This is a genomic window from Prevotella sp. HJM029, assembly GCF_000599605.1.
Taxonomy (GTDB): domain Bacteria; phylum Bacteroidota; class Bacteroidia; order Bacteroidales; family Bacteroidaceae; genus Prevotella.
In genome coordinates, this window is record NZ_KK082677.1 from 57,632 (window position 1) to 77,974 (window position 20,343).

At 42.9% G+C, this 20,343-nt stretch carries 16 protein-coding genes; 4 read left to right on the top strand and 12 right to left on the bottom strand.

Going from position 1 to position 20,343, the window contains the following annotated elements:
* The first annotated feature begins 149 nt into the window (after positions 1-149).
* From X919_RS0113270 to X919_RS0113285, 4 genes are read left to right on the top strand one after another with little or no spacing between them, the layout of a single operon-like run.
* Entirely contained in the window at positions 150-1,556 is a 1,407-nt protein-coding gene (locus X919_RS0113270) for an exopolysaccharide biosynthesis polyprenyl glycosylphosphotransferase (RefSeq protein ID WP_028900525.1), read from the top strand.
* 32 nt (positions 1,557-1,588) lie between these two features.
* Positions 1,589-2,473, top strand: coding sequence for a glucose-1-phosphate thymidylyltransferase RfbA (gene rfbA, locus X919_RS0113275; RefSeq protein WP_028900526.1), 885 nt, complete (start codon positions 1,589-1,591; stop codon positions 2,471-2,473).
* A gap of 33 nt (positions 2,474-2,506) precedes the next feature.
* Positions 2,507-5,047: a GumC family protein gene (locus tag X919_RS0113280; RefSeq protein WP_028900527.1), complete on the top strand. Its 2,541-nt coding sequence runs from the start codon at positions 2,507-2,509 to the stop codon at positions 5,045-5,047.
* Positions 5,047-5,475, top strand: a complete 429-nt coding sequence (locus X919_RS0113285; protein WP_028900528.1) for a BT0820 family HAD-type phosphatase — start codon at positions 5,047-5,049, stop codon at positions 5,473-5,475. The genes X919_RS0113280 and X919_RS0113285 overlap by 1 nt, the downstream gene beginning before the upstream one ends.
* Positions 5,476-5,835: 360 nt before the next feature.
* On the opposite strand, the gene X919_RS0113290 is transcribed toward X919_RS0113285, so the two are convergent.
* The 12 genes from X919_RS0113290 to fmt all read right to left on the bottom strand — a co-directional run bounded on the left by X919_RS0113290 (position 5,836) and on the right by fmt (position 19,744).
* Positions 5,836-6,942: a nucleotidyltransferase domain-containing protein gene (locus X919_RS0113290; protein ID WP_028900529.1), complete on the bottom strand. Its 1,107-nt coding sequence runs from the start codon at positions 6,940-6,942 to the stop codon at positions 5,836-5,838.
* 21 nt (positions 6,943-6,963) lie between these two features.
* Positions 6,964-8,934, bottom strand: a complete 1,971-nt coding sequence (locus X919_RS0113295; RefSeq protein ID WP_028900530.1) for a polysaccharide biosynthesis protein — start codon at positions 8,932-8,934, stop codon at positions 6,964-6,966.
* Between the two features lie 22 nt (positions 8,935-8,956).
* Positions 8,957-10,204 carry an aminotransferase class I/II-fold pyridoxal phosphate-dependent enzyme gene (locus X919_RS0113300; protein ID WP_028900531.1) on the bottom strand — a complete coding sequence of 416 codons (1,248 nt, stop codon included), beginning with the start codon at positions 10,202-10,204 and terminating at the stop codon, positions 8,957-8,959.
* Between the two features lie 398 nt (positions 10,205-10,602).
* The gene (locus tag X919_RS0113305; protein ID WP_253270150.1) at positions 10,603-11,172 is read right to left on the bottom strand and encodes a UpxY family transcription antiterminator; all 570 of its coding nucleotides are present in this window, start codon (positions 11,170-11,172) and stop codon (positions 10,603-10,605) included.
* A 20-nt stretch (positions 11,173-11,192) separates the two neighbouring features.
* Positions 11,193-12,779, bottom strand: a complete 1,587-nt coding sequence (locus X919_RS0113310) for a peptide chain release factor 3 (protein WP_028900533.1) — start codon at positions 12,777-12,779, stop codon at positions 11,193-11,195.
* A 44-nt stretch (positions 12,780-12,823) separates the two neighbouring features.
* A complete protein-coding gene (gene rfbD, locus X919_RS0113315) occupies positions 12,824-13,699 on the bottom strand; it encodes a dTDP-4-dehydrorhamnose reductase (protein WP_028900534.1) in 876 nt (291 codons plus the stop codon).
* 33 nt (positions 13,700-13,732) lie between these two features.
* Positions 13,733-14,284: a DUF4924 family protein gene (locus tag X919_RS0113320; protein WP_028900535.1), complete on the bottom strand. Its 552-nt coding sequence runs from the start codon at positions 14,282-14,284 to the stop codon at positions 13,733-13,735.
* 30 nt (positions 14,285-14,314) lie between these two features.
* Positions 14,315-15,004 (bottom strand): LysE family translocator, encoded by a 690-nt coding sequence (locus tag X919_RS0113325; RefSeq protein WP_028900536.1) that lies wholly within the window; start codon positions 15,002-15,004, stop codon positions 14,315-14,317.
* 64 nt (positions 15,005-15,068) lie between these two features.
* Positions 15,069-16,046 carry an ROK family protein gene (locus X919_RS0113330; RefSeq protein WP_028900537.1) on the bottom strand — a complete coding sequence of 326 codons (978 nt, stop codon included), beginning with the start codon at positions 16,044-16,046 and terminating at the stop codon, positions 15,069-15,071.
* A gap of 191 nt (positions 16,047-16,237) precedes the next feature.
* On the bottom strand, positions 16,238-17,959 hold the full coding sequence (locus tag X919_RS0113335) for a chloride channel protein (protein ID WP_051502543.1): 1,722 nt from the start codon (positions 17,957-17,959) through the stop codon (positions 16,238-16,240).
* An 80-nt stretch (positions 17,960-18,039) separates the two neighbouring features.
* A complete protein-coding gene (locus tag X919_RS0113340; RefSeq protein ID WP_028900539.1) occupies positions 18,040-18,609 on the bottom strand; it encodes an L-threonylcarbamoyladenylate synthase in 570 nt (189 codons plus the stop codon).
* A gap of 154 nt (positions 18,610-18,763) precedes the next feature.
* Positions 18,764-19,744, bottom strand: a complete 981-nt coding sequence (gene fmt / locus X919_RS0113345; RefSeq protein WP_028900540.1) for a methionyl-tRNA formyltransferase — start codon at positions 19,742-19,744, stop codon at positions 18,764-18,766.
* Positions 19,745-20,343 lie beyond the last annotated feature (599 nt).

The following is a 20,343-nucleotide window of genomic DNA, read 5'->3' on the forward strand; positions in this document are numbered from 1 at the left end:
AATACATTTTCTTGACGTATGCAACCCTACGACAACGAAAAAGCAACTATTTTTTGGCATAAAACTCCTATATCTTGTTTTTTTTATTAACTTTGCACATTGCTTGATATACGCATTATCGATTACGAATTTACAAACAATAGTGTGGAATGAATCCTAACTTTAACAGCAAGACATTGGCGAAACAGTTGGTTTGCATCAACGATTTTGCGATTGCAAACATCATGCTGATAGCTGTTTTCACACTATTTTCGGATAATATCCCCTACGATTTCCTTCATTCTTTTAAAATTATCTTTCTGCTGACGAATGTGTCGATGGCCTTCGCACAATATTTTTTCCACACGATTGTGCACTATCGTTGGGTTGAATTTAATAAAATCGCCATTCGCGTGTTACAGCTGACAGGAGCTCACGTGGTGACCCTACTCATCCTCATGAGTTTCATGTTTCCCAAAGTAGATTTCTTTCATTTGGCCATCCCCTATACTATTTTTTGCTTCATAGCCATCATGGTGAGTCGCTTTTTCGAGCGTTTCATTTTGAAGTTTCTGCGACTCAAAGGACACAATGTACACAATATCATTTTCATTGGTAACGACCCGTCGCTCTTAGACCTTTATCGAAATATGAAAGAAGACACTGCTATGGGCTATCGTGTTGTGGGATTTTATGCAGACAACGACTTTCTGCGAGCACCAAAGGAATTGAAACATCTTGGCACATTGGACGACTGGAAACAACACAAGATGCAAAATGCTTTACCCAAAGCGCAAGAGGTTTTCTGCAGTTTGAGCCATGATTACAATGATTTCATGGTCGAAGTGATGAAATTCTGCGACGCCAATGTACTGCGCTTCCATTATGTTCCTCGTAAATTCAGCCCCTATCGACTGCCCCTACGTGCAGAATACATGGGTGACACTCTGCTTTACACCAATCACGTTGAGCCACTTAGCAACGCTAATAATCGCATTCTCAAACGCCTTTTCGACATTGTTGGTGCCAGCATAGCCTGTCTTTTCCTCTTGCTCATTACCCCCATCATTGCCATTTGTATTAAGATGCAAAGCACAGGACCCGTTTTTTTCAAACAACAACGCACAGGCTTTGCAGGAAAACCATTCACATGCTATAAATTCAGAAGCATGCACGTCAACACAGCAGCCGATACCGAGCAAGCAACAAAGGATGACCCACGTAAGTTTGCTTTTGGCAATTTCATGCGGCGAACCAACATAGACGAACTGCCACAATTTTGGAATGTACTAAAAGGAGATATGAGTATCGTTGGACCACGCCCGCACATGCTCTATCACACCAAAGTCTATAGCGACCTCATCGATAAATATATGGTGCGTCATTTCTGTAAACCGGGCATCACAGGCTGGGCGCAAGTGACGGGCTATCGCGGTGAGACGACAGAATTATGGCAGATGGAAGAGCGCGTAGCCCACGACATCTGGTATATCGAGCACTGGTCGTTTGCACTCGACCTACGCATTATTTTCAAAACCATTATAAGCATATTCATCCCCGATAAACATGCTTATTAAAATCAGTAATCATCAAACGAACAAATGATAGTATGAAAGGAATCATTTTAGCAGGTGGATCAGGCACACGCCTCTATCCCATTACCCGAGGCATTAGCAAGCAACTTATCCCGATATTCGATAAGCCCATGATTTATTATCCCATATCGGTTCTTATGTTAGCAGGAATCCGTGAGATACTCATCATATCTACCCCCTATGACCTTCCTGGATTTAAACGCCTTTTAGGCGATGGGCATGAGTTAGGAGTCACCTTCTCTTACGCCGAACAACCAAGCCCCGATGGCCTGGCACAGGCATTCATCATTGGCGAATCTTTCATCGGCAATGATGCCGTCTGCTTAGTTTTGGGCGATAACATCTTCTATGGCTCGGGCTTCAGCGCACTATTAAAGGCAAGCGTACACGATGCAGAAAAAGAAGAAAAGGCCAGTGTTTTCGGTTATTACGTAAACGACCCCGAACGTTATGGCGTTGCCGAATTTGATGCAACAGGACATTGTCTTAGCATTGAAGAGAAGCCTGCAAAACCAAAGAGCAATTATGCTGTGGTGGGCTTGTATTTCTATCCCAATAGTGTGGTAGAAATAGCGAAGCACATTAAACCCAGTGCTCGTGGCGAATTAGAAATAACCACTGTAAATCAAGAATATCTCAACCGCAAAAGCTTGCAAGTAAAACCGCTGCAAAGAGGTTTTGCATGGCTTGACACCGGCACACACGATAGCCTTTCCGAAGCCAGTACATTCATTGAAGTCATAGAGAAGCGACAAGGATTGAAGGTGGCATGCTTAGAAGAAATCGCCTATCGAAAAGGTTGGATTACCAAAGAACAGCTTATTGAAGATGCCAAACCTATGATTAAAAATGATTATGGGAAATATCTCATGGAGTTGGCTGAAGGAAAAAGAATATAAAATATTAAGGATTCAAACAAACTTGTAGAAAATATGGATGATAATAAAACACTACAAAAGGAAGATAAGCAAACCAAAAGCTTGATGGATAGATACAACTTTAGAAACCTCTATGTTGCCATCATTCTCAACTGGAAATGGTTTGTAATTGCTATCATACTTTGTTTAGGCTTTGTTTATATTCGGCTGCGCTACACTACACCCGTCTATCAAGTCACGGCCAAACTACTCATTAAAGATGACAATAACAACCGAAGAGGAAACAGCATTCAAAATGCGACAAACTTGGGGGTGATGTCTAACTCTACGGGCATTGACAACGAAATGGAGATTCTTTCTTCTCACACGTTGGCAGAGAGTGCGGTGAGAGATTTGAAACTTTACGTCAACTATGTGTTAGACGGCAAGTTTAAAGACAAATTACTCTATAGAACGGAACCCATCATGGTTGATATTGATGCGGTGAACTTGGAGAAAATCAATCGCCCCATCAATATGACCCTTACGAAAACAAAGAAGGGCTATTATGTTCGAGGAACCTATTTCGTTCCTATCGATGCAACAAACAGTCGAGGTCCTTACACTTTCGAACGCGAACTGACGTCATTTCCAACAAATATTTATACGCGTGCAGGCGTGCTGACTTTCACCGAAAACTTATCGCCTGAAGCAGTAGGTATTTTTGGAGACGCTAAAATTAATATCACACTGCAATCGCCCAACGATGCTGCCTATCGATATCAAGGTTCATTATCGGCTAAGCAAACAGGAAACTCTACAACCATTGCGCAGCTCACATTCACTGATATCAATATTCAGCGCGGTATAGACTATCTCAAACAACTCTCGATTTGCTATAATCGACAGGCCAACGACGATAAGAACCAAATTGCGGTAAAGACCGAAAACTTTATCAACACACGATTGGAAAAAATCAATTCAGAATTGGGGTTGACCGAAGACAAACTGGAGAATTTCAAAAAGCGCAATAACATGGTTGAGTTGCGGCTAAATGCTTCGCAGGCCATGAACAATCAAGATCAATTCAGTCAGCGCTTGGTAGATGCTAATACGCAGATTATGTTGCTTGATGAACTGACCAAATTTATCAAAATGCCAAGCAACAAGTATGAGCCATTGCCTGCAGACATCGGCATTTCTGATAAAAGCACCAACTTACTCATTAACAAATATAATGAGATTGCCTTAGAAAGAAAGCGTTTATTGCATACGGCCAGCGAAGCCAGTCCTACAATTACGCCGCTCACAGCACAATTAATTGATATCAATAACAGTATTCGCCGGGCGATGTTACAAGCAAAAAAGGCTTTAGAAATACAACGCAATGCTGTGACCAATCAATTCAGCAAATATAACGGACAGGTAGGAAATACGCCTGAACAAGAACGCATCTTAACTCAAATTGGTCGCCAGCAAGAAGTGAAATCTGGACTCTACCTCATGCTATTGCAAAAACGAGAAGAGAACTCTATCTCTTTAGCTGCAACAGTTGACAAAGGAAAACTCATCGATGAGCCTGAATTTGCTGGCCAGATTAGCCCTAATTCATCCATGTTCTATATGGTTGCACTCCTCTTAGGCCTCGTCGTCCCCATTGTTGTCATTTATATCTTAGAATTTTTCCATTATAAAATTGAAGGGCGGAACGATGTCCTCCTGCTCACACAACTTCCCATCCTCGGCGATGTTCCTATTGCCAGCGAGCAAGCTAAAACAAAAGCCGACATTGTGGTGCACGAAAATCAAAACAATCTCATGGAAGAGATTTTCCGTGGCATGCGCACCAATCTGCAATTCATGATGGAAGATGGTGAAAAGGTTATAGCTTTCACCTCAACAACTTCAGGTGAAGGAAAAACGTTTATGGCAGCCAACTTAGCTGTGAGCTTCGCACTTTTAGGTAAAAAAGTCATCATCTTAGGTTTAGATATCCGTAAACCTCGTCTGGCTGAATTGTTTGAAATCCACGATCACCATCATGGCATTACCAATCTTTTGGTGCACAGCCATTCAACAATGGAAGACATTCAAAAGCAAATCCTACCCTCAGGCGTGAATAAAAACCTTGATTTGCTCATGGCTGGACCTACCCCGCCCAACCCCACTGAGCTCTTGGCACGCGAAAGCTTAGACCATATCGTCGGACAACTCAAAGAAATCTATGACTATATCATCATCGATACTGCGCCGGTTGGCCTCGTTACCGACACCTTGCAAATAGCACGTATCATTGATGCTACCGTCTATGTCTGCCGTGCCGACTATACTTCGAAAGATAGTTTCGCACTCATCAACAGTTTAAACGATGATAAAAAACTCCCCAACATGGCTATTGTCATCAATGGACTTGATATGACGAAGAAAAAATATGGCTATTATTATGGCTACGGGAAATATGCAAAATATGGCAAATATGCCCGCTATGGCTACTATTCGAAAGGTGCTTATGGAAGCGGAGGATATCACTCCTACAACTCCTACAGCTCATATGGCAGCTATAACAGCCAAAACAATACGTATATTAATAAAGACGATAATTCAATTAAACAATAATGATTATTGCAGTTGATTTTGATGGAACCATCGTAACCCACCAGTATCCTGCCATCGGAGAAGAGTTACCTTTCGCAACAGAGACCCTGAAGCAACTCATTGCCGATGGCCACCAACTGATTTTATGGAGTGTGCGCGAAGGTAAACTTCTCGATGAAGCTGTTGAGTGGTGCAGAGCACGCGGCGTAGAATTTTGGGCTGTGAATAGAGATTACCCCGAAGAATTACAAAAAAATAATAATCACTACTCACGCAAGCTCAAAGCCGATGTGTTTATTGACGACCGAAACATTGGCGGATTGCCCGATTGGGGACAAATCTACCACATGATTCACGATAGAATTAGCTACCGACGTTTGCTCACCGACCAAATTTCTGGTAGTGCGTACACCACGCCACCTAAGAAAAAACATTGGTGGAGCCGATAGCTACAGCGTTACTTTTGGCCTTTGCTCATCCTTGACCAAAGGCCAAAAATTTTAATCGCAACTTGCTAACAACTTAGCAAACGTAAAAAAAAGATTTTGAGACTTGCTTACAACTTAGCAAACGCAAAAAAAAAGATTTTGAGACTTGCTTACAACTTAGCAAACGCAAAAAAAAGATTTTGAGACTTGCTTATAACTTAGCAAACGCAAAAAAAAAGATTTTGAGGCTTGCTTACAACTTAGCAAACGCAAAAAAAAGATTTTGAGGCTTGCTTACAACTTAGCAAACGCAAAAAAAAGATTTTGGGACTTGCTAACAACTTAGCAAACATCCTAAAACAAAGCATTTCAGCTAACAGCTTATCGCTTAAAGGCTGCAACAATCTTTCGTGGCAATCCATGCCAAAGCACAGCCCTATTTTCAGTGGGCGACAGACGGTAAAATCGCATATAATGATGCAATTTAATTTTCATGGTCTCCACATAATAGGCTAATCCCGACCGAACGGCATGTTTACGCCCATGCATGCCAAAGTTGCCACGAGCGAAAACCACGCGCAAAATGTCATTGACATAGGACTCATCTGCTGAAGAAAGTACTAAAGGATAATCTGCTTTCGGCAGTCCCAATGCCTGCACGCAAACGGCACCAAAGGCATTAAAGCCTGGTAGAAAATCTAATTGTTGCAACAGCTGATGCAACCGATGGGCGCATTCTGGCTGAGACAATAGGTTTGCATGTGCATGAATCAATAAAGCCATGTCGCAAAGTTGCCGCAGCCCTATGCCCAACTCCACGAAATGATGATAGAGATGCAGAAAAGTAAAAATGAGATTCTCAACAGGTGGCAATGTGGGTACAGCACAGCCGGCAACATCAATAGAAAAGGGTTGGGCATCATTCAACATCTTGTCGAACGCCATTTGAACACGCTTCGAAGTGAATTTGAGCAAACAGAAATGCAATTCAAAAGGCACCCCCTTATAATCAAAAGCAATGTGCTGCTCGCTCTCATCATCTTCAACACTAAAAGTCACCCCCCACTCCGACTGAATAACATCTTTTGCCCGCATAAAATTTCTGTCATCACAATAAAAATCTATATCACCCGACTGACGATACTGTGGGCAAGGATAATATTGTGCCAATAATTGCCCCTTCACCACAATAAACTCGATAGCATGCACTCGCAACAATTGACACAATTCCACCAGTACTTGGTCTGCGCGCTGGTTTTGTTTCACAATCATCTGCTGTGCCACAAGCAAATCTATCACACTTCTCTTATCGATTTGGAAACTATTCTCGGGCGCTAATAAAACATCCGACAACAGTCCCAAAACAGTTTGCTTCTTAGCCATCGTCACCAAGGAACGACAAACAGGAGGAGCAATTACTCCTCCTGTAATGCTTTCTTGCCAAAGCGATGCACGAAGCAAGGCCAGGAAATAGTCTTTATTATTCATGCAAAAACAGCAACAAACCGATTAATGAGTTGAAGGAGCAGGCTGCTGATCTAAAACAGAATAAACTGAATTCTTAGAAATAAACTCAGGAACGATAGCTTTCATCTTACGAACAATAGCCATATTATCAAAACCATGAGCTAAAAGAATAAGCTCATCTACATCACGCTGCACTTGCGCAAAATCATATTCCTGCACCTTGGCTATTCTTATCTTATCATGGAAACTGGGCAACGTGTCTTCTTCGGTTCCTAAAACTTCTTCATAAAGCTTCTCGCCTGGTCGCAATCCGGTGTAGACAATCTTCACATCTGTAGCGCCACTTAGCTTAATCATGCGCTTTGCCAAGTCAGATATTTTCACAGGCTCGCCCATATCAAATACCAAAATTTCACCACCCTTTCCTTGTGTACCAGCTTCAAGCACCAATTTGCAGGCTTCCGGTATCAACATAAAGAAACGAATGATATTAGGGTCGGTCACAGTAACAGGGCCTCCTGCCTGGATTTGTCGTGTGAAAAGTGGAATTACCGAACCTGCAGAGCCCAGCACATTTCCAAAACGTGTGGTTACGAATTGCGTAGGCAAATCACCTTTCTTACCATTCTTTTCATAATCGTGCAAGAGTTTTGCATTCAATGATTGGGTGTAAATCTCGCAAATGCGCTTCGAACATCCCATTACATTCGTTGGGTTCACCGCCTTATCCGTACTCACCATGACAAACTTCTTCGCTCCATATTTCACGCTGAGGTCGGCAACTACCTTTGTACCATAAACATTATTCTGGATGCTCTCACTGGGATTATCTTCCATCATCGGCACATGCTTATAAGCTGCTGCATGGAACACATAATCGGGTTGAAACGATGCAAACAATTTTTCCATACGTTCCTCATTTGCAATGCTGGCCAAAATCACCGAACACGCTACAGATGGGAATTTATTTTGCATCAACAACTTCATATCGTGCTGTGGCGTTTCGGCCTGATCTATCAACATCATCGCCGAAGGAGCAAACGAAGCTATCTGTCTCACCAGCTCACTTCCAATACTTCCAGCCGCACCTGTGACTAAAATACGCTTCCCTGTCAACATATTAGCCACCTCTTTCATATCAATTGTGATTTCATTGCGTGGCAAGAGGTCATTAATGCTAACAGGCTTTAAATCGTTTACTGTTCCATTTTGAGTCCATTCTTTCGTTTCGGGCAACATCAAAATCTTTACATCCTGCTCTATCAACAGGTCTTGTAACTTTGTATCATGACGAAAACGATCATTTTGTATAGGCGATACTAAAACGGTTTTAATCCCTTCGCGCACAATCACATCCTTCAAATGCTCATCTACGGGATAAACCCTTTCACCCATCAACAGCCGCGCTTTGTAGGCAGGATTATGGCTAATGAAACCTTTCAACAAATAGCGGGTAGGCTTTTCATTAATTATGTTTTTTGCCAATGAAATACCTCCATCGCGAACACCATAAATAAGCGTTTTGCTAGCACCATCATTGGCAAAGGAAGCATCGTAGACCGACTTTATCAATACACGGCAAGCCCACATTAGCAACGTGGCCAACAAATAGATAATTATGATTTGTCGTCCCTGGAAATGCGCAAAACGCAAGCCAAAATGCACTAAGAAATAAGTATCGGCATAGTAAAGAACATAATGGAATATCATCGCTAAAATCAGTGCCAATCCCATTGCATAGCCCACCTTCTTCAAATCAATGAAACTGGAATAGCGAATAATGCCCGAATAAGTGTGGAAGATTTTAAAAGCGATGACATTGAAAACCATATAAAGCGACAGCGTCGTCAGCAATGGAATGATACTCCCCAAGATGCGCGTACCATTCCAATAGAGCCATGTCACATAGATTCCTGACAGATAACAAATGAGGATATCCATGCTCAAGATAGCCCAATAAGGTAACGAGCGGCGTGAAAAATACCAATTAGAAAACTTTTTTAAGAATTCCATCTTTCGTTTATTTTAGGTTGGTCTATTGGATTGCTTCTTTTATCAAGTCAATGATATAGGCCACATCAGCCTCAGAAACCATCGGCCCGCTTGGCAAACAAAGCCCTTGATGGAACAACTCTTCGCTCACACCATTCACATAAGCGGGATTATTTTGATAAACGGGTTGCTTATGCATGGGCTTCCAAAGCGGCCGACTCTCTACCCCATGCTCATCTAAATAAACGCGCAACGCCTCAACATTGGCATTTGGCTCACAATCGGTATGCAAGGCCTTTGCTTGATGAACTGTGCTACCAGCACCACCAACTGCTCCAGAAACCATCGTCGAATAAGCTTTTTCCTGACCTTTCACCTTAACCTCGGGTGAAATCAAAATGGTGTTCAACCAGAAATTACTATCATATTCGGCCGTAGGATTGTCATGGAATGTCACGCCCTCCATATTCTTAAACGCTTCACGATAGCAAGCAGCCAAGCGCTGATGATGTGCAATATGCTCTTCTAAAATTGTCATTTGGCCGCGACCAATACCTGCACAAATATTGCTCATGCGATAGTTATACCCTACATCGGTGTGCTGGTAGTAAGGATAAGACTCTCGTGCTTGTGTAGCAAAATACATAATACGATTGCGCATTTCTACATCCTTACAAATCAGAGCACCACCACCAGAAGTGGTAATCATCTTATTACCATTGAAGCTCAGCACACCAAAAATACCAAATGTACCTACAACCTTTCCATCATAACGCGAACCAAAGCCTTCAGCTGCATCTTCAATCACAGGGATGCCATACTTTGCAGCAACAGCCAAAATCTCTTTAATCTTGCCTGGCATGCCATAAAGATAAACAGGAATAATAGCCTTAGGTTTACGACCCGTCTTAGCAATACGATCAGCTATCGCCTCGTCCAACAGCACCGGATCCATATTCCAAGTATCACGCTCTGAATCAACAAACACAGGCGTGGCTCCCAAATAGGTCACTGGATGCGATGAAGCACAGAAAGTAAAACTCTGCACCATCACTTCATCACCAGCCTGCACACCACAAGCAATCAAAGCCAAATGCACGGCTGCTGTACCCGAAGAAAGGGCTACCACCTGCTTGTTTTGACCAACAAAAGCCTCAAGATCATGCTCAAAGCCATCTACGTTTGGACCCAATGGCACCACCCAATTGGTATCAAATGCCTCTTGAATGTACTTCATTTCATTGCCACTCATGTGAGCCAAACAAAGTAAAATACGTTTTGCTACTATCATTACAGCTAATTTTTTAAGTCATTTTTGCAGTCACAAAGATAAATAATTTTATTGTTACAAACAAGTATATTGCAAGAAAAGCCGACAAACAGCCCCTTTTCATGACAAGCAAGGGGTACAATCACACACATTTTTTTAGGGGGGAGCGAAAATGCATTGTGTATCCGCCTCAACTTTAAGTGAATCTAATTATACTATTAACATCATCATGATTGCCTTTCTGAAAATTTCCATTTTACGGGTATTATAGCACACAATGGTCTTAAGTTGTTCATGATTCTGCTGCTATAATGCCTCGGGCACACCCAAAGTTGTTCTACATAGTTACAGCAAATCCTCATAGGTATGAGATTTCCACAGTTCTCTCCCATTTTATGTTAACAGCTGTGGCTTCCCTGTCATTCAGCAGCCTCACAACACCAGCGCGACACCTTTACCATAATGGCCATGCCAGGGATTTCCTTCAGCAGATAATATTTTTTATTCGAACGAACCAATCGGCCAGTTAGTCCTTTTAAAGGCCCATGATGCACCAACACTTTATCACCTTTTTTGAGATGTGCTTGTTCAGTGCTCAGGAATTTTTTCATCGTAAGCTCAGGATTACACATCATTTTGAAATCAAACATCTGTCTGGCAGGAATCTCACAATACGCAGGCGAGCCGATTTCCTTGGTGACGACACTCATTTTCAAAGGCGCCGTTGTAATGAGTTTACGCATTTCTTTCTCGGGCAATGTCTTTTTCAAGAAGATGAGATTTCTCACCACAGGCCGCAATTCATGCCTAATGTGATGCTCCTTATCCTCATAATCAACATATTGCTCGGGAATAAATGTTTCAAGTCCATACCCCTCAAAATAAGCAGCTACAGCCAACTGCCTCACCGTGTACAACTTAATGGCATACCATGGTGTAGCATCCGTCTTATCGATTTCTGCAACATTTTCGGGGGTCGTTTGCTCCATATCCTGCGCCATCTGATAGATTAAAATTCGCTCGTGAAATGGAATTTTATATGCTCAAAGTCTTGCTGCGCCATAGAAAGCACATAGCCGCTGTCGGCCAAGAAGACATCACGGCCTTCGATGTCTTTAGCCATGTATTGGTATTTGCGTTTTTTGAAGTTTTCCAATTCAGCCGGCTCATCCGACTCTACCCAGCAGGCTTTATGCAGATGCACGGGTTCCCAACGGCATTTGGCATTATACTCGTGCTCCAAACGATATTGGATGACTTCGAATTGCAGTTGTCCCACGGTGCCCACGATTTTGCGACCGTTGAACTGGTTAACAAACAACTGCGCCACCCCCTCATCCATCAACTGATCCAATCCCTTCTGAAATTGTTTGCTTTTCATGGGATCGTCATTCTCAATATATTTAAACAGCAGGGGCGAGAAGCTCGGCAAGCCGCGGAAATGTAGCTGCTCGCCCTCGGTCAGCGTGTCGCCAATCTTGAATATGCCATTATCGGGTAGGCCAACAATATCACCAGGATAGGCTTCATCAACAGTACTTTTGCGTTGCGCCATAAACTGTGTGGGTGAAGAGAAGCGCACGGTTTTCTCTTGTCGCACGTGCAAATAGGGCTGGTTGCGCACAAATTTTCCAGAGCAAACCTTACAAAAAGCAATGCAACTACGATGGTTGGGATCGATATTGGCTGTGATTTTAAAAATAAATCCCGTAAACTTAGGCTCTTCGGGCAACACCATTCGTTCCTCAGCCTTTGTGGGACGGGGACTGGGGGCAATGTCAACAAAACAATTTAGGAGTTCTTGCACACCGAAATTATTCAGAGCAGAACCAAAGAAAACTGGGGCAACAACACCAGCACGATAGTCTTCTTCCTCGAAAGTGGAATAAACTCCATCGACCAATTCCAAGTCGTCCCGCAATTGCTGCGCCTCGCGTTCACCCACCATCTCGTCAAGCTCTGCGGTTTTAATATCCACAGCCATCTTCTCGGTTACCCGCTGCTTATTGGGCGTGAAAAGGTTTAGCTGCTGCTCATAGATATTATAAACGCCCTTAAACCGCTGCCCCTGCCCAATAGGCCACGACAACGGACGCACTTTTATTTGAAGCTCTTCTTCTAATTCGTCTAACAAATCAAACGCGTCACGCCCCTCACGATCCATCTTATTGATGAAAATGATAACGGGCGTATTACGCATGCGACATACCTCCATGAGCTTTCGCGTCTGAGCTTCCACACCTTTTGCACTATCCACCACAATAATAGCCGAATCAACAGCCGTCAAAGTGCGATAGGTATCTTCGGCAAAGTCTTGGTGGCCAGGGGTATCTAAAATGTTCACCTTATAGGGCTCGCCCATTTCACCATCGGGAAGGTAGTCAAACTCCATGACAGATGTTGAAACAGAGATACCACGCTGCTTTTCAATATCCATCCAGTCAGATGTAGCAGTCTTCCGTATCTTATTGCTTTTCACAGCACCTGCCACCTGAATTTGGCCTCCGAACAAGAGAAATTTTTCCGTCAGCGTAGTCTTACCTGCATCAGGATGAGAGATGATGGCAAAAGTTCGCCGCCTTTGTATTTCATTCATGTCTTAAAATCTTTTCTCAGTATAACATTAATCATGGACTAATTCTACTCACCCATATTACCGAGACACTTTTTCAAACTGTCGCGCCAATAAGGTATCTGATAGTCAAAAGTATGCTTGATTTTTGTTTTATCCAAAACAGAATAAGCTGGACGCATTACTGGACTCGGATACTCATCGCTATGACAAGGAAGTACCTCACAGATAGTATTGCCCGTAAGTTCAGCTATGGCTTGGGTGAAATCATACCACGAGCAAACCCCCTCGTTGCTGAAATGATAGATTCCTTGGTTACCAACAAATTGCCGATGCTCAATGATATGCATAATAACATCGGCCAAGTCTCCTGCATAAGTAGGTGTCCCACATTGGTCAAAGACAACCTTCAACTGTGGTTTTGTCCGTAAAAGCGACAACATTGTCTTCACAAAATTCTTTCCATATTCAGAATAGAGCCATGCTGTACGAATAATGATATGCTGCACACCTGTAGCTTGAATGAGCTGCTCGCCATGCAATTTCGTTCGTCCATAAACTCCAGTGGGTTCTCCTTGCTGCGTTTCTTTGCATGGAACATTATAATTTGTTCCACCAAAAACATAATCGGTGCTAATATGTACCAACAATCCGTTAACTTCTTTCATTGCAAGTGCCAAATTCTCAGGTGCTTTAGCATTCAGCACCTCAACAATATCACCAGCGGTTTCAGCACCATCAACATTGGTCCATGCTGCGCAGTTAATAATACACTCTACATGGTGCGCTTTCACCATCTCGCGAATAGCATCAAGATTGGTAATATCTAAATGGGTATATCCTTCACAAACATCCGTAAAGATAAACTCGTCGTTACTATGCTTTGCGCAGATTTGTATCTCATTTCCTAACTGTCCATTAGCGCCTGTAACAAGAATTTTCATTGCTCTTACATTTTAATTTATCACTCGATATCCTTATTCATCACCAAAGTCCAAACCTTCGGTTTCATCCTTCAAATAGTAATCACTAAGCATACCTATAAAGGTTGATATTTCTTTCATTGCATGCTCGGTTTCAGGATTAATACTTTTCTTTTGCAACCGCAGCAACATCACACCATAAAGGGCATCTAAACAAGTTTCAATCTCGTTTATATCTTTTTCCCCCTTATTTCGCAATTCTACAATAAAAGGTAACACTTTATAATACTCTGCATTATAAATGGGGAATTTATTACTTTGTAACAAGCGATGATGCAAATCTGCCATATCACGCACCACAATGGCATTAATGTTTAAATGCCCCTGCTCGCGCTTCCCCTCTTCATTCATCATACGCACTAAATTACCAAACCAATCTAACTCTTCAGCACGCTGTTCCTCTGTATAACTTGTAAATTGATTAATATAAGCTTTCCGAATAAGCGGCAACGAACAGCCCATTGCTCGGATTGTATCTTCTATTTGCCACATATAAAGCAGATATTCTGCTATAGACTTTCTCCTTAATTCTTGTGCAATAAACATATCTCTACTTTTTTCTATCTTCGCCTCAGCTTACAAAGCAGACAATTCAGGAAGATGGTATAAATTAAAGATGGTACCAACGAGGGCTATTAATGCAAAAATAATTACTACCCCACCTATAACCTTATTAATAATAACGATAGCATTATCATTAAATTTTGCTCGCACTTTGTCTATGAGCCACGTTAAGCCATACCACCAAAGCAAAGCTCCTAATAAGACACCAACATACCCTACGGTCATCTCAATCTTATGATCTGGAATAACAAAAGCAAATAATGCAAAGAGCATCATAAAATAGGGGATGATGAGTAAATTACTAAACGTCACAACAAAAGCTGTTATCCCGTTATGCAACAAAGAGCCACGGCTACCATTACTGCTCTTATGGGCTTTCTCCATGGGATTACTACGATAACTATAAATCCCAAAAAGAAGAATAAGAACGCCGCCAAAGACTTGAAGATAGAATTTGGTATTGGGATTATTTACGAAATCGATTACAAAGCTCATCCCAACCCCTGTAAGTATGGCATATATTAAGTCACTAAAAGCAGCTCCTACTCCCGTAACGAAGCCAAACCACCGCCCTTTCTTCAATGTCCTATTGATGCATAAAATACCAACTGGCCCCATAGGAGCTGAGGCCAACACACCTATTAGAACACCCTTTAAAACGAGTTCTAATATATTGAAATCAAAGGGGAATGTAAATTCCATACGGGCTGCAAAGGTACATAAAAAAAAGCAGATTGCAAAGGCAATCTGCTTAAATATGTAGTTTTTACAACTCCCAACCAACTGCACTGGCTCCTAAGACCGCTGCACTCGAACCTTCAAGTCCGCTTATTAAGAATTTGGCCTTATTTTTATAAATAGGAAGTACGGTATCGTTATAACTCTCTATCAGAGGTTTCATCAGTAAATCTCCGGCTTTCGTTAAACCTCCAAAGAAAATAAAGGCCTCTGGACTGGAGAACGTCATAAAGTTAGCACAAGCTTCACCCAATAACTTCCCCGTAAAGTCATAGACACGATTAGCCAGAGCATCACCCTTCCCAGCAGCAATACTTACATCCAAAGCGGTGATGTCGTCAGCATTAATATCACGCAATAGTGAGGATTCATCACTTTCTTTTAAGAATTCACGTGCACTTCTGGCAACACCTGTAGCCGAACAATATGCTTCTAAGCAACCTTTACGGCCACAACCACATTGACGGCCATGAGGGCGAACAATCATATGGCCTAATTCACCTGCAAAACCATCACTTCCATAAACCATCTGTCCATTTACCACGATACCTGAACCAACACCTGTACCCAACGTGATAACCATAAAGTTTTTCATTCCGCGAGCAACACCATAGGTCATTTCACCTATTGCTGCTGCATTAGCGTCATTTGTAAGTCCTACAGGAATCCCTTCCAAACGCTTACTAAACATATCAGCTAACGGAACGATACCAGAACGCCCCCACGATAAATTAGGAGCAAACTCTATTGTGCCTGTGTAAAAATTCCCATTAGGTGCACCAATTCCCATAGCTTTAATGGTATTAATTCCGCCAACCTGGTCAATGATTACTTTCAATGCCTCTACAGCAGCATCAACATAATCCTCTACGCTATCGTAACCTTGCGTCTTGATGGCAGTCGTGGCCTTAATTTCGCCACGCGAATCAACAATACCAAAAACAGAATTGGTTCCTCCAAGGTCTAAGCCTATAACATAAGGCTTCATCATTTCATTTATATTCATGACTACACTAATTATATGATTTTACTTTTTGTCATTAGATAATAGAAGAATGCGGTAGCAAAGATATTATATTTCCACCACTACAACAAATTTTTCTTTAAAAAACATACGTTTAGCAGGTGCAGAACAACCATTTTCAAAAAAACAAACGTTTCAAGGGGTTGGATGACGGTCTTTCGCAAAAGAGAGAATTATTCAGAGCTGAAATCAGCCACTAAATGGCGATACATGCTATACATCCTAGTGCGCGAAACATAGCCCTGCAAATGCTTGTTTATATCCACCACAGGCAGATAATTGCAATTCGCATTCTCGAATTTCCACATAACATCAACCATCTTATCGTCTTTAAACAGCGTTGCTGGTACTGGCGTCATAATGTCACGCACGGTGAAACGATAATAAAGTTCTGAACGAAACATCACATGACGAATTTTTGTAATATCAATTTCGCCAAGCAAAGCCCCCGCTTCATCCAACACCGGCAGAAAACTTGTATGACTTTTGCTTATTGCATTGATAAGCTTTCCCAAAGGCATATCTGGACTAACCGACGTAAATTGCCGATCTATAATACTATCTAAACTCATCAATGTCAGGACAGCTTGATCTGTATGATGGGTTATAAGCTTCCCCTCACGTGCCAAACGTATGCCATAAATGCTATGTTGTTCAAAGATGTTTATCGTGAGATAGCCGCAAATGCACACAATCATCAGGGGGATAAAAAGTTGATAGCCGCCCGTCAGTTCTGCGATGAGGAAGATGCCTGTCAGAGGTGCTTGCATCACACCTGCCATCACACCTGCCATGCCCATCAAAGCAAAATTCTTCTCGGGAACATAAACACCCAACTGATAGCTATTCCAAATGCGAGCAAAAAAGAAACCCGCAAAGCCGCCAATAAACAGCGATGGCGCAAAGGTTCCGCCACAACCTCCAGCTCCATTGGTGGCCGATGTGGCAAAAACCTTAAACAATACAACCAAGCCCACATAAAGAACAAGGTATTCGCTATGGCCATAAAACATCGAACCATCCATTACCTTCCCCCAATCGGCCATGGTTTCGCCACTCAAGAAGATATTGACTTGGTTATAACCCTCGCCATAAAGTGACGGAAAAAAGAAGATAAGCACACTCAACACAAGCCCACCAACAATAATCTTCATACCTGGATAGCGCTTCATGCGGGTAAAAGTATTCTCGCAAGCGGTCATCAGACGCATGAAATACAAACCCACAAAGCCGCAGAACACGCCTAATAGAATATAAGGTGGGACGCGCTGAATATCCCACGTGCTGTCCATGTGGTAGTTGAACAGGGCATCGCTACCCGAGAAAATGTAACTGAAACAGGTTGCCGTGACGCTGGCTATCAGAATGGGGAGCAGGGAAGCCATCGTCAAATCGAGCATCAAAATCTCCAACGTAAAGACTAAACCAGCAAAAGGAGCTTTGAAAATGCCCGAGATGGCGGCCGAAGCACCGCAACCAACTAAAAGCATCATCGTGCGAGAGTCCATGTGAAAGAGCCGCCCTAAATTGCTTCCTATGGCCGAACCAGTGAGCACAATCGGTGCTTCGGCGCCCACCGACCCACCAAAACCGATGGTGATGCTCGAGGCAATTACCGACGACCAACAATTATGGCCTTTCAAACGAGAATGGTTTGTGGCGATAGCATTCAGCACCCGCGTGATGCCATGCGAAATATTATCTTTTACAACGTGGCGAATAAACAACGACGTGAGATAAATGCCCACTATCGGGAACAACAGATAAAGCCAGTTATAAGTAGACATATCAAAGCTGGCTGTCAGCAAATTCTGTATTTCTTTAATGATATGATGGAGCACATAACCTGCGACGGATGCGAAAAAACCGATGACAAAAGCTAAGATGAGCGTCATTTGCCGGTCCGACAAATGGGCTTTTCTCCAATCAAGCAAACGTGAAAGTTTCAAAACACTTAAAATTTCTGTTATAACTTTTATTTCCGAATGACTTGCACCTGCCCATCCTCATTCAATTTGATAATAGCACTTGGCGTATGGGGCTTGTGCTCATTGCGCCGACTCCAACACACATAATCCACAGCTTGCAGGATTTCTTCGCTAATATCTCGATAATTTGATGCGGCAGGTTGCCCACTGACATTCGCACTGGTGCTTACGATGGGCTTCTGAAAACGATAGCAAAGTTCCTTACTGAAAGGCTCATTGGTAATACGCATGGCCAGGCTTCCATCTTCGGCCACTAAGTTTTCAGCCACGTTCACAGCATGATCCAATATCACTGTCGTGGGCTTAATTGCGGCATCAAACAATTCCCAAGCCACTGATGGCACATTACGGAAATAACGTTGCAAACGCGCATCTGAATCAACTAAACAAATAAGCGCTTTGGAATCGTCCCGATGTTTGATGGCATAAACCTTGGCTACAGCTTCTGCATTGGTTGCATCACAACCAATTCCCCACACCGTGTCGGTGGGATAAAGGATTACACCGCCTTGTCTCATGCAAGAAACGGCATTCTTAATATCGTCTTCTCGTGTCATATCGTTTTCTTCTCTATGCTTTCTTTCTCTTTGTTTCGTCGTGCTCCTCCTAACCCATATCGCTGCTTTTATGCCATAAAGAATAGGCTTTTGCACCACAATCTATAGGCTTTCAGGCCCCAATCTCTATGCTTTTTCTCATGCTATGCGCCGGTTATTGCGCGACAAACGAGAAATCAAGCTGCCGCATTCCATTCAAAAAGTCGCGCGCAGCCATTCGTTTCTTGCCTGCAAGTTGCAGCTCTAAGATTTCCAAACATCCTTCGCCACATACTACAAACAAACGATTTTGCTCAACAACAACCTGCCCAGCCTCACCAGAATAAGTAGCCGTGGTTTGCGCTACCTTATAAATTTTCAGCGTTGAAACCTTTCCATCTACATTAAAATTCGTCCAAGCGCATGGATAAGGACTGAGCCCGCGCACAAAATCATAAATGCGTTTTGCAGGCCATTGCCAATCAATTTGGCAGGTTTCCTTGAAGATTTTAGGTGCCAGATGTAACGCCCCATCAGACGTCTGCGTCCAATCGTCCTGTGCAACCGACTCCACTCTCCCATCGCCTGCAATAACTTTATCTATCGTTTCTATCGCTGCCGTTGCTCCTAAGCGCATCAAGCCTTCATACACATATTCTACATCGGCATCTTCAGGAATAGGGAAAGGCTTTTGCAAAATGATGCGCCCAGTGTCAATGTCGTGATCTAAGAAGAACGTTGTGACGCCAGTCTTCCGCTCACCATGGATAATGGCCCAGTTAATGGGAGCCGCACCACGATATTGTGGCAATAAAGCGGCATGCACATTAAATGTTCCAAAGCGAGGCATCGCCCACACCACCTCGGGCAACATGCGGAAAGCCACCACCACTTGCAAGTCGGCCCGATAGGTTTTTAATGTCGAAACAAATGCCGGGTCTTTCATCTTCTCGGGCTGCAACACGGGCAAACCATGCGCCTGGGCATAGCGTTTCACTGGCGATGCCTGCAACGAATCCTGATGACGGCCAACAGGTTTGTCAGGTTGTGTAACAACTGCCACAACATGATAGCCTTGTTCTACCAATCGTGACAATGTTTCTACGGCAAACTCTGGTGTACCCATGAAAACAATTCTTAAATCTTCTTTTCTCATCTTCTTGAATTTTCGACACACAAAAATAATAAATTTATTGTGATTAGCGCCCATACGGCTCGGTTTTTATCAAAGCTAAACAAAAAAGCATCAAGCAAAATCGGCCTTTTGCGCTGGCATGACGGCAAAATATGCCAGCGTTCATGCCTTTTTGGGCGACAAGATTTCAGGAATGCTTGCAAACTTGACGCGTTTGCCGACAAGATTACAGGAATGCTTGCAAACTTGACGCTTCAGGCGACATACCCACAAGTTACATAGCTGTTATGCTGTGTTGCAATGATGTAAAAGCCCGTTCTGCCCACCGAATGAGTTGCTGCAACGATGTAACGGTCATTTCGACCCCCGAATCGTTTGCTGCAGCGATGTAACGGTCATTTCGCCCCCCGAATCGTTTGCTGCAACGATGTAACGGTCATATTGACCCCCGAATCGTTTGCTGCAACGATGTAACGGTCATTTCGACCCCCGAATCGTTTGCTGCAACAATGTAACGGTCATTTCGACCCCCGAATCGTTTGCTGCAGCGATGTAACGGTCATATTGCCCCCCGAATCGTTTGCTGCAGCGATGTAACGGTCATTTCGACCCCCGAATCG

Excerpts from the sequence above, each read along its gene's own strand:
- X919_RS0113270 (WP_028900525.1), top strand. The coding sequence starts at position 150 with ATGAATCCTAACTTTAACAGCAAGACATTGGCGAAACAGTTGGTTTGC.
- rfbA (WP_028900526.1), top strand. The coding sequence starts at position 1,589 with ATGAAAGGAATCATTTTAGCAGGTGGATCAGGCACACGCCTCTATCCC.
- X919_RS0113280 (WP_028900527.1), top strand. The coding sequence starts at position 2,507 with ATGGATGATAATAAAACACTACAAAAGGAAGATAAGCAAACCAAAAGC.
- X919_RS0113285 (WP_028900528.1), top strand. The coding sequence starts at position 5,047 with ATGATTATTGCAGTTGATTTTGATGGAACCATCGTAACCCACCAGTAT.
- X919_RS0113290 (WP_028900529.1), bottom strand. The coding sequence starts at position 6,942 with ATGAATAATAAAGACTATTTCCTGGCCTTGCTTCGTGCATCGCTTTGG.
- X919_RS0113295 (WP_028900530.1), bottom strand. The coding sequence starts at position 8,934 with ATGGAATTCTTAAAAAAGTTTTCTAATTGGTATTTTTCACGCCGCTCG.
- X919_RS0113300 (WP_028900531.1), bottom strand. The coding sequence starts at position 10,204 with ATGATAGTAGCAAAACGTATTTTACTTTGTTTGGCTCACATGAGTGGC.
- X919_RS0113305 (WP_253270150.1), bottom strand. The coding sequence starts at position 11,172 with ATGGAGCAAACGACCCCCGAAAATGTTGCAGAAATCGATAAGACGGAT.
- X919_RS0113310 (WP_028900533.1), bottom strand. The coding sequence starts at position 12,779 with ATGAATGAAATACAAAGGCGGCGAACTTTTGCCATCATCTCTCATCCT.
- rfbD (WP_028900534.1), bottom strand. The coding sequence starts at position 13,699 with ATGAAAATTCTTGTTACAGGCGCTAATGGACAGTTAGGAAATGAGATA.
- X919_RS0113320 (WP_028900535.1), bottom strand. The coding sequence starts at position 14,284 with ATGTTTATTGCACAAGAATTAAGGAGAAAGTCTATAGCAGAATATCTG.
- X919_RS0113325 (WP_028900536.1), bottom strand. The coding sequence starts at position 15,004 with ATGGAATTTACATTCCCCTTTGATTTCAATATATTAGAACTCGTTTTA.
- X919_RS0113330 (WP_028900537.1), bottom strand. The coding sequence starts at position 16,046 with ATGAATATAAATGAAATGATGAAGCCTTATGTTATAGGCTTAGACCTT.
- X919_RS0113335 (WP_051502543.1), bottom strand. The coding sequence starts at position 17,959 with ATGACGCTCATCTTAGCTTTTGTCATCGGTTTTTTCGCATCCGTCGCA.
- X919_RS0113340 (WP_028900539.1), bottom strand. The coding sequence starts at position 18,609 with ATGACACGAGAAGACGATATTAAGAATGCCGTTTCTTGCATGAGACAA.
- fmt (WP_028900540.1), bottom strand. The coding sequence starts at position 19,744 with ATGAGAAAAGAAGATTTAAGAATTGTTTTCATGGGTACACCAGAGTTT.